Below are 8,799 nucleotides of genomic sequence, written 5' to 3' on the forward strand. Positions count from 1 at the left end.
TCTGCCGTCGAGGGCGCGAAGGCGTAATTGCCCGCTCGCCGTCGCGACAAAGGCCCGCGGGGCCGGTTCCCTTACAGCGGAACCGGCCCCGCGGCTCTTCCGCCAGATTCCGGAGCGCGCGGCGTAGAGTGAGGTTATGGGACATGTCAACGATCCCGAGGTCATCGAACGGCTCATGAACACGCCCGGCCGGTGGGCCATCGTGGGACTGAGCCAGAACCAGTGGCGCTCCGCCTATTCAGTGTCCGAGTTCGTCCGTGACGAGCTGGGCCAGCGCATCATCCCGATCAACCCCCGCGGCGAGGACGTCCACGGCGAGACGGGCTACAAGCACCTCGCGGACATCCCGCCCGAACTGCACCCGATCGACGTCGTCGATTGCTTTGTGAACTCACAGCGCGTCGGTGAGGTGGTGGACGAGGCGATCGCGGTGGGTGCCAAGGCCGTGTGGCTGCAGCTTGGAGTGATCGACGAGGCCGCCGCGGAGCGGGCCGCGAAGGCCGGCCTCGACGTCGTCATGAACTCATGCCCGGCGCAGGAAGTGTGGCGTCGAGCCAAGAGCCCGGGCGTTTGACTTGTTATCCGGACGTTAATGTGCTTGCCGTACGCTAAGCATTGACCCGTTCGCCCTCACAGGGGATTCCATGCCTGATCCTGCCCGCTTCCGTCCCACCCGTCGCGCCGCGCTGGCGATCCTCGGCGCTGCCGCCGTGGGCGGGGCGCTGAGCGCAAGCGGTGAGCTGCGGCCGCCGCGTGCGACGCCCGTCGCGGACATCCCCCCGGACACCGGCGTCCAGGTGACGGCCGACTCTTCGGATCAGGCACCGGCGCCCGCCCCGCCCGCGCCGCCTCATTTCGAGTCCGACTTCAAGCTCCCGCCGATCCAGAACGGCTTGGCTCCCGTCATCACGCGCGTGACCACGAAGCAGCCCGTCGTCTTTCTGACGATCGACGACGGCATCACGAAGAAGCCCGAGGCGATCGACCTCCTGCGCAAGTACAACTACCCGATCTCGATGTTCCTCACGAAGAACTTCGTGCAGGACAGCCCGGACTACTTCCGCCAATTCATGCGTGAGGGCGACTTCGTGGAGAACCACACAGTCAGCCACGACGTGCAGATGTCCACGAAGACCTACGCCTACCAGCTCGCCGAGATCAAGGGCATGCAGGACTACGCCCAGGCGACGTTCGGCCGCCGCCCCACGCTCTTCCGCCCGCCCGGCGGCGCGTACTCGAACGTCATGCGCAAGGCCTGCGCCGACGCCGGCATCAAGGCGGTCGTGGACTGGGAGACGAAGGTCAACGCCAGCCACATGGACTACCAATACGGCAACGGGCTGCGGCCCGGAGACGTGGTGCTCATGCACTTCCGGGAGGAGTTCGTGGGCGATCTCGAGGCGTTCCGTGCGGCCCAGCTCGCGGCGGGCCTCACCGTGGTGAACCTCGAGCGGTTCATCGGGGCCGAGTAGCGCGTCCGCCGCATCTACAGCCGGCGCAAAGCCAGCCGAAAGCGCCGTGCAAGGCGTTCGGCACAGAGTGGATGCACGAGCACTTCGATCCTGAAAGGAAGACCGATGATCGTGTACCGGCCCTTTGCACCCCTCACGGTCGGCCGCGGCGGCTTCTGGTCGGCGATCGCGGCAATGATCCGGGCTCTCCTGTGGGGCTCGCCCGTCGACGTCGAACACCGGCAGGCCTGACGCGGCGCTCGCCTCCCCTGCGAGGGGAGGCGAGCGCGGTTAGGCTGAGGCCATGGATGCCGATGCGGTGAGAGAGCTCTGCCTGTCCTTCCCAGGTGCCTACGAGGATTACCCGTTTGGGCCCGAAGTTGCCGTCTACAAAGTCCGCCCGCTCGCCTCGGCGGGCTCCGCCGTCGAAGGCAAGATGTTCGCGGCGATCCGCCCGGAGCAGCGGCCGCTGTCGCTCTCGCTCAAATGCGATCCGGCGCTCGCCGTGCAGCTGCGCGCGGCCCACGCGGAGATCACGGGCGCGTACCACATGAACAAGAAGCACTGGAACGGCGTGCGCCTCGATGGCGAGCTGTCCGTGGGTGCCGTGCGGGACATGGTCGAGGATTCGTACGACCTCGTCGTCGCGTCGCTCCCGAAGGGCCAGCGGGAATCGCTCGGATGGTCGAGGTTGGCCCAATGACGCTCGAACAAGCCACCCTTGACCACCTGTGGGACTTCCACAACCCTGCGGCGTCGGAGGAGGCCTTCCGGCGCGCGCTCGACGACCCTGAGTACGACGGCGTCGAGCTGGCCGAGTTGACCACCCAGCTTGGGCGGGCCATCGGCCTGCAGGGCCGCTTCGAGGAAGCCGACGCGATCCTCGACGCGGTCGACGCCGAGCAGGACCCCACGATCGCGGTCCGCGTCCTCCTCGAGCGGGGTCGCGTGCTCAACTCCGCGGGGCACGCGGCCATGGCCGTCCCGCTCTTCGAGCAGGCCGCGGAGCTCGGGGAGCACCTCGGGGAGGAGTTCCTCGCGGCGGACGCGCTGCACATGCTCGCCCTCGCCGACGACGGCCACGCCGAATCGTGGACGCGTGCAGGCGTCGAGTACGCCGCCGGCGCCCACTCGCCGCGCGTCCAGCGTTGGTGCGTGGGCCTGCACGGCAACCTCGGATGGCACCTGCTCGACGCCGGCGAGGCGCACCGCGCGCTCGTGGAGTTCCAGCTCTCCGAGCAGTGGGCGGTCCGCGTCGGCACGCCCGATCAGGTCGACTGGGCGCGGCGGGGGATCACCGCGTGCCGCTCGGCGGGCGCCTGAATCAGTCCGCGATGAAGAAGAGGCGCTTGTTCACGAATTCCTCCATGCCGAGCGGGCCGAGCTCGCGCCCGAAGCCCGAGCGCTTGACGCCGCCGAACGGCATCTCCGCGCCCTCCGCCGCGGGGATGTTCACATTGGACATCCCGACTTCGAGCCGCGAGGCGACCCGAGCGGCCCGCTCGGGGTCGTCGGAGAACACGGCGCCGCCCAGGCCGTAGGGCGAGTCGTTCGCGAGGCGCACGGCCTCGTCGTCGTCCGCGACTTTGTAGACCACGGCGACCGGTCCGAAGAGCTCCTCCCGGTAGGCGCGCATGTCCGGGGTGACGCCCGTGAGGACGGCGGGGGAGAAGTACGCGGCATCGCCGTCCTCGAGGACGCCGCCCGCGTGGAGCGTGGCGCCCTTGTCCACGGCGTCCTGCACCTGTGCGGCGAGGCCCTCTGCGGCTGCCCGGGAGGAGAGCGGGGCGAACGTGCCCTCGGCGTCTGCCGCGGGGTCGCCCGGGGTGAGCCCCTGGGCGCGGGCAGTGAGCTCCGCGACGAAGTCGTCGAAGATGCCGTCGGCGACGATCATGCGCTTGTTCGAATTGCATGCCTGGCCCGTGTTCTCCATGCGCGTGGCCCACGCGGTGGCGGCCGCGCCGGCCACGTCCGCGGCGTCGAGCACCACGTACGGGTCGGAGCCGCCGAGCTCGAGGACGGCCTTCTTGAGGTTCCTGCCGGCGAGCTCGCCGATGATCGCCCCCGCGCGCTCGGATCCCGTGAGCGAGACGCCCTGGATGCGCGGGTCCGCGATGATGTCCGCGACCTGCGCGTGGCTCGCGAAGACGTTGACGTAGGCACCGGCCGGGACCCCGGCATCGTCCATGATCTGCTGGATCGCGAGGGCCGAGCGCGGGCAGTTCTCGGCGTGCTTGAGCAGGATCGTGTTGCCGAGCATGAGGTTCGGCGCGGCGAAGCGGGCCACCTGATAGTACGGGTAGTTCCACGGCATGATGCCCAGGAGCGGCCCGATCGGGAGCCTCTGGACCACCGCACGGCCGCCTGAGAACGTCGTGATCTCCTGGTCCGCGGCGAGCCCGGGGCCCTGTGCAGCGAAGTAGCGGAAGATGTCCGCAGCGAACTCGGCCTCGCCGCGCGACTGCGAGAGCGGCTTGCCCATCTCTGTGGTGATGATCGTCGCGAGCTCGTCGGCGCGCTCCGCGAACAGCTCCCCGACGCGGGCCACGATCGGGGCCCGATCCGCGATCGGCACGTCGCTCCACGTCTCGTACGCAGCGGCGGCCGCTGCGATCGCGGCCTGGATCTCGGCGTCGCTCGCCGTGGCGAACGTCTCGACAACCTCGCCCGTCGCCGGGTTCAGGACGCGGTAGCCGGGTTCAGCGGGGCTCATGGTGGTCACGGCTGGCTCCTTCTGGTGCGTTGATGGTTCCCCTTACGCTTTATCACCACGGGCAACGCCTGTCACCTACGGGGCCCACCCCAGGTCGCGCCGTCACGTCCGCAGGGTGCGCTCCCCGCGGAGGTGACGACGCAACGTGAGCGAACGACGGCGCGTGGTCGCCTTCCGTGCAACCCTTGGAAGCGAGCGGTACTCGGCCTTGGAGAAGGCGGGATCACGATGGGCGCGACAGGCATGGCGGGGACGACGGCGGGCGGGACGCTTGGTGGGCTTCTGCGGGCCGCGGCCGCCTTGGCTCTCGTTCTCGTGGCCGGCTGCACGTCGGCGCAGACGACGGCGCCGCCCACCCAGACCTCCAGCGTCCCCTTGACGGCGTCCCCCGGCGCGCGCAGCCCGCAACCGCTGGAGCCGGACGACTGGCCGACGTATCACCGAGACGCGGCCCGCACCGGGGCCGCAACGGGACTGCCCGACGTGGGGCCGCTTCGCGCCGCCTGGACCACGCAGCTCGACGGCGCCGTCTACGGCGAGCCGCTCGTGGTCCGAGGCCGGGTGATCGCGGCGACGGAGTCGGACACGGTCTACGCCCTCGACGCCGCGACCGGGCGGATCGTGTGGCAGCGCAACCTCGGCTCGCCCGTCCCTCAGTCTGCGCTTCCCTGCGGCGACATTGACCCCCTGGGCATCACGGGAACGCCGGTCTACGACCCGGACACGGGGCTGGTCTTCGCGGTCGCGGAGCTTGCCGGCGGACACCACGAACTCGTCGGCCTCGATGCCGAGGACGGCTCGCTCGTGGTGCGCCGCGACGTCGAGCCTCCCCACGGCGACCCCCTCGCGTACCAGCAGCGGGCCGCGCTCGCCCTCCTGGGCGGCCGCGTCTACATCGCCTATGGCGGGCTCTACGGCGACTGCTCGGACTACACGGGCACCGTCCTCTCGGTGCCCACCGCGGGTGGCGGGACGATCGACTCTTACGTGGTGCCGACGCCCCGCCAGGGCGGGATCTGGGCGCCCGGCGGCCCCGCCGTCGACGGTTCACGACTTCTGGTAGGGGTGGGCAACGGGGCATCGACCACGAGCTACGACGGCTCCGACTCAGTGCTCTCCCTCGACGCCTCGCTGCACCGCACCGACTTCTTCGCCCCGACCACGTGGGCCCAGGAGAACGCGAGCGATGCCGACCTCGGTTCGACGACGCCCGTCCGCGTGGGCCCGTACGTGTTCATGGACGGCAAGAGCGGCACGGCTTACCTCCTGGACCCCAACCACCTCGGCGGGATCGGTGGTGAGCTCGCGCAGGCCAGCGTGTGCCGGGCCTTCGGGGCGGCCGCGGTGGCGGGGATGACCCTCTACGTACCCTGCCGGGACGGGCTGCAGCAGGTGACGGTATCCACCCCGGCCGCGATCCGAACGGGCTGGAAGCTGCCCCTGCACGCGGCCGGATCGCCGGTGACCGGGGCGGGGGCCGTGTGGGTCGTCGACTACGGCACCGGCGAGCTCTACGCCCTTGACCCCGGAACCGGCCACGTCCTCGAGCAGGCGCAGCTCGGGGCAGTCCCGCACTTCGTGACCCCGACCCTCTCCGGCAGCCGGGTCTTCGTCGGGACGCTCAACGGCGTCACGGCGCTGACGTGGGCGCCGCGGTGAGTTTCCGACCGGCATCGGCCGCCTGATCCGGCCCTGACGCGGCGTGTCGCGCCCGACACGCCGATAACGGCCGTCAATCACGGTCGCGAACGGACGACGGCGGGTGGCCGCGTTGCGGGGTCGCTGGCGGGGTGGTGTGGGGTCTCGGCCGCCGCCTCACACCCGCGCGAGCAGCTCCTCGCCCACGCGGCCCCGCTGGTAGAACACCTCGCGCCCGGCCCGCACCGGCTCGGTGAGCCCCGATTCGGCGAGGATCTTGAGGTGGCTGCTGACCGTCCCGGCGGCGAGGTCGAGCGCGCAGGCGAGCTGCGTCGTCGTCATCGGGACGTCGAGCTGGGCGAGGATCTGCGCCCGGGTTCGCCCGAGGAGCCGCGAGACAGGGCTCTCCTTCGTGTCGCGGCCCTTCTCCCACAGGCGGCCCACGCCGCGCGGCGCGTACGTGATCGTCGGGATGAACGGAGCCGTGTTGAGCACGAGCGTGTTCGGCCACACGAACGCGTTCGGCACGAGGATGAGCCCGCGGCCCGGCTCGGGGAGGTCGGTCGCCTCGCAGCCGCGCATGATCTCGAGGCCGTCGGGCGTGGGGCGGACGCTGGGGTGCAGGGTCTTGAAGACCTCCTGGATGCCGTGGTGGGCGAGCTCCTCGAGGCGCGAGTCGATGTCCGCGAGCAGCACCGAGCGCAGGCGCGGCCAGTAAGGCTCGACGGCGGTGGCCCAGTACCACTCGAGGGCGGCGGTGATGCGGGGCACGGCCGCGTCGATGTCGGCGCGGAACTCGTCGATGATCCTGCGCGAGTAGTCGGGGAGGCCACTGTGGTCGAGGTAGCCGAGGTCGCGGAGCCACAGCTCGGCCGGGATCGTGGCGAACGCCTTGAGCGTCTCGCTGAACGAATCCTGCCGGAGCGGCGTCGGCGTGAGCGCGTCGGGGATGGGGCCCTTCGCGGGAACGAGCGTCGTGAGCACGCGGAGATGCTCTCGCGCCTTCGGTTCCGCCGCGTCGGCGAGCCGCTTCTTCGCCTCCTCGATCCACGGCCGGTGCAGCGGCGTGCCCTGCTGGAGCGCCCGGAGGCTCGTGACGGTTTCCCACAGGGGCGAGGCTTCGAAGCGCACCCTCGTGAGGTCCTCGCTCGTGAGCGTGATGAACATGGATCCAGCCTAGGAATCTGGGGTTCTCGGGTCGAGGATTTGGGCAGAGCCGAATCGTTTCGCGGTCAGTGGGGTCGGCGCAGACTTCAGGGCATGACCACCAACGCTTGCACCGTTCCCTCCCTCCCGACCGTCCCCACCACCCGCGCCGCCTCGCTGCCCAGGCGCTCACCCACCCGGTCCGCGGGCCTCGCGGAGGCGCGCTCCGCCGTCGCTCGCGCGTGGGGCTGGCTGCTCCACGAGGTTCGCCAATCGGCCGAGATCGACGCCCGGCTCCGCGCCCGCCGCGAGGAGGACGCCCGCCTCGCCCACGCCTCGGGCCTCCTCGGACGACTCTACTGAGCGGCTTTTCTGAGCGGGACCGCGGGTCAGGTGGGGAGGCCCGCGAGGTCCGCCATGAGGCTCATCTGGTGCTCGAAGTAGTCGCGGCGGGCCTTGATGGTGCCCTCGAGGCGTCCGAAGACCTCGAAGCTGACGAGGCCGTACAGATGAGTCCAGCTCGCGAAGACCCGTTCGAGCAGGCCCTCGCTGATCCCGCCGCCCTGCTGGTCGATGAGGCGGCGCAGATCGGTCCGCACGCCCTCAGGCAGCGGTGTCCCGGGTGGCTCCTCGGCCGGTGCCGCCGTGGCGGCGATCCCCGTGAGGATGAAGATCACCGACGACGCCGGTCCCACGGTGTCCGGCGGAGCCGAGTAACCGGGGACCGGGGTTCCGTAGAGCAGGCCATACTCGGCCGGATGGGCGAGGGCCCAGTCTCGCACCGCGTGCCCGGTGGCCAGCCAGCGGCCCCGCAGATCGGTGCGGGAGACCTTGGCCTCTGCTCGCTGGGCGGCCTCTGCCATCGCCTCGTAGCCTTCGACGATCAGTGCGGTCAGCAGCTCGTCCCGGCTCGGGAAGTAGCGATAGAGGGCGGAGGGGACCATGCCCAGGTCGCGGGCGACGGCGCGGAGCGACAGGTTCGCGCCGTCGGTCGCGAGCCGTCGGCGAGCCGCCGCCTTGATCTCCTCCACGAGCTCGCTGCGGATCCGCGCGCGCAGTGATGGTGCTGGCATGCCTCCTACCCTCCCATAAGCCAGGGAACAGTGCCACGAAGCGAGAACACTGTTCTTGATGAATGTTGACAGCATGAGTACATTGTTCTTATTAGTGAACACTGTTCTCGAAGGAGCTTCTCATGTCGTTGCATGTCGTGGTGGGAGCGGGACCGGTGGGCTCCGCCGTCGCCCGCCTGCTAGCTGAGCGGGGCGAGCAGGTCCGGCTCGTCACCCGTAGCGGGAGCGGCCCCGAGCACTCGCGCATCGACCGCCGCGCGGCCAGCGCCGCCGATCCCGAGGCGCTCGCTCGGCTCGCTGACGGGGCCGCCGTGCTGTACCAGTGCGCGGCCCCTGCGTACCACCGCTGGCTAGCCGAGTTCCCGCCCCTGAGCGCCGCCGTCGTCCGTGCCGCCGAGCTGACCGGGGCGGTCCTGATCAGCGCCGGGAACCTGTATTCGTACGGCGAGGTCGCGGGCCCCATGACCGAGGACCTCCCGGCGCGGCCGAACTCGGCGAAGGGCCGCGTCCGGGCCGGCATGTGGGCGGCCCAGCTCGAAGCCCACACCGCGGGCCGGATCCGCACGGCGGAGGTGCGCGGCTCCGACTATCTGGGCGCCGGCGCGCAGACCACTTTCACGATCATGGTCCTTCCCGCGGTGCTCAAGGGACGCCGCGCCCTGGCCCCGGCCGATCTGGATGCGCCCCACAGCTGGACCTATGTCGGCGACATGGCCCGCACGATGATCGCCGTGGGCGCCGACGAGTCGGCGTGGGGCCGCGCCTGGCACGCCGTCAC

At 70.7% G+C, this 8,799-nt stretch carries 11 protein-coding genes; 8 read left to right on the top strand and 3 right to left on the bottom strand.

The genetic code is table 11. The features are described from left to right. Positions 1 to 136 precede the first annotated feature (136 nt). The 5 genes from ACLN58_RS13470 to ACLN58_RS13490 all read left to right on the top strand — a co-directional run bounded on the left by ACLN58_RS13470 (position 137) and on the right by ACLN58_RS13490 (position 2,774). Positions 137 to 574: a CoA-binding protein gene (locus ACLN58_RS13470; RefSeq protein ID WP_415855772.1), complete on the top strand. Its 438-nt coding sequence runs from the start codon at positions 137 to 139 to the stop codon at positions 572 to 574. A 70-nt stretch (positions 575 to 644) separates the two neighbouring features. Continuing rightward, positions 645 to 1,472 (top strand): polysaccharide deacetylase family protein, encoded by an 828-nt coding sequence (locus ACLN58_RS13475; protein ID WP_415855773.1) that lies wholly within the window; start codon positions 645 to 647, stop codon positions 1,470 to 1,472. Positions 1,473 to 1,577: 105 nt separating this feature from the next. Then, complete coding sequence (locus ACLN58_RS13480; RefSeq protein ID WP_415855774.1) at positions 1,578 to 1,703, top strand: hypothetical protein; 126 nt, start codon at positions 1,578 to 1,580, stop codon at positions 1,701 to 1,703. Positions 1,704 to 1,755: 52 nt separating this feature from the next. After that, complete coding sequence (locus ACLN58_RS13485; RefSeq protein WP_415855775.1) at positions 1,756 to 2,154, top strand: MmcQ/YjbR family DNA-binding protein; 399 nt, start codon at positions 1,756 to 1,758, stop codon at positions 2,152 to 2,154. After that, positions 2,151 to 2,774 carry a hypothetical protein gene (locus ACLN58_RS13490; protein WP_415855776.1) on the top strand — a complete coding sequence of 208 codons (624 nt, stop codon included), beginning with the start codon at positions 2,151 to 2,153 and terminating at the stop codon, positions 2,772 to 2,774. The genes ACLN58_RS13485 and ACLN58_RS13490 overlap by 4 nt, the downstream gene beginning before the upstream one ends. Before the next feature lies 1 nt (position 2,775). Here ACLN58_RS13490 and ACLN58_RS13495 read toward each other — a convergent pair whose 3' ends face one another. Next, a complete protein-coding gene (locus tag ACLN58_RS13495; protein ID WP_415855782.1) occupies positions 2,776 to 4,164 on the bottom strand; it encodes an NAD-dependent succinate-semialdehyde dehydrogenase in 1,389 nt (462 codons plus the stop codon). Between the two features lie 228 nt (positions 4,165 to 4,392). Between ACLN58_RS13495 and ACLN58_RS13500 the strand changes: the two genes are divergently transcribed. Next, on the top strand, positions 4,393 to 5,823 hold the full coding sequence (locus ACLN58_RS13500; protein WP_415855777.1) for a PQQ-binding-like beta-propeller repeat protein: 1,431 nt from the start codon (positions 4,393 to 4,395) through the stop codon (positions 5,821 to 5,823). 156 nt (positions 5,824 to 5,979) lie between these two features. Here ACLN58_RS13500 and ACLN58_RS13505 read toward each other — a convergent pair whose 3' ends face one another. Further along, on the bottom strand, positions 5,980 to 6,969 hold the full coding sequence (locus tag ACLN58_RS13505) for a helix-turn-helix domain-containing protein (RefSeq protein WP_415855778.1): 990 nt from the start codon (positions 6,967 to 6,969) through the stop codon (positions 5,980 to 5,982). Positions 6,970 to 7,062: 93 nt separating this feature from the next. Here ACLN58_RS13505 and ACLN58_RS13510 point away from each other — a divergent pair, with 93 nt between their 5' ends. Then, on the top strand, positions 7,063 to 7,311 hold the full coding sequence (locus ACLN58_RS13510) for a hypothetical protein (protein ID WP_415855779.1): 249 nt from the start codon (positions 7,063 to 7,065) through the stop codon (positions 7,309 to 7,311). 26 nt (positions 7,312 to 7,337) lie between these two features. Here the strand turns inward: ACLN58_RS13510 and ACLN58_RS13515 are convergent, their stop codons facing one another. Further along, a complete protein-coding gene (locus tag ACLN58_RS13515; RefSeq protein WP_415855780.1) occupies positions 7,338 to 8,021 on the bottom strand; it encodes a TetR/AcrR family transcriptional regulator in 684 nt (227 codons plus the stop codon). 122 nt (positions 8,022 to 8,143) lie between these two features. On the opposite strand from ACLN58_RS13515, the gene ACLN58_RS13520 reads away from it, so the two are divergent. Further along, on the top strand, positions 8,144 to 8,799 hold a 656-nt coding region (locus tag ACLN58_RS13520), incomplete at its 3' end, for an NAD-dependent epimerase/dehydratase family protein (RefSeq protein WP_415855781.1).

The organism is Sinomonas sp. G460-2 (assembly GCF_047759905.1).
Taxonomy (GTDB): domain Bacteria; phylum Actinomycetota; class Actinomycetes; order Actinomycetales; family Micrococcaceae; genus Sinomonas.

Coding starts and splice junctions, on each gene's coding strand:
- ACLN58_RS13510 (WP_415855779.1), top strand. CDS start 7,063: ATGACCACCAACGCTTGCACCGTTCCCTCCCTCCCGACCGTCCCCACC.
- ACLN58_RS13505 (WP_415855778.1), bottom strand. CDS start 6,969: ATGTTCATCACGCTCACGAGCGAGGACCTCACGAGGGTGCGCTTCGAA.
- ACLN58_RS13485 (WP_415855775.1), top strand. CDS start 1,756: ATGGATGCCGATGCGGTGAGAGAGCTCTGCCTGTCCTTCCCAGGTGCC.
- ACLN58_RS13495 (WP_415855782.1), bottom strand. CDS start 4,164: ATGAGCCCCGCTGAACCCGGCTACCGCGTCCTGAACCCGGCGACGGGC.
- ACLN58_RS13490 (WP_415855776.1), top strand. CDS start 2,151: ATGACGCTCGAACAAGCCACCCTTGACCACCTGTGGGACTTCCACAAC.
- ACLN58_RS13480 (WP_415855774.1), top strand. CDS start 1,578: ATGATCGTGTACCGGCCCTTTGCACCCCTCACGGTCGGCCGCGGCGGC.
- ACLN58_RS13515 (WP_415855780.1), bottom strand. CDS start 8,021: ATGCCAGCACCATCACTGCGCGCGCGGATCCGCAGCGAGCTCGTGGAG.
- ACLN58_RS13475 (WP_415855773.1), top strand. CDS start 645: ATGCCTGATCCTGCCCGCTTCCGTCCCACCCGTCGCGCCGCGCTGGCG.
- ACLN58_RS13500 (WP_415855777.1), top strand. CDS start 4,393: ATGGGCGCGACAGGCATGGCGGGGACGACGGCGGGCGGGACGCTTGGT.
- ACLN58_RS13470 (WP_415855772.1), top strand. CDS start 137: ATGGGACATGTCAACGATCCCGAGGTCATCGAACGGCTCATGAACACG.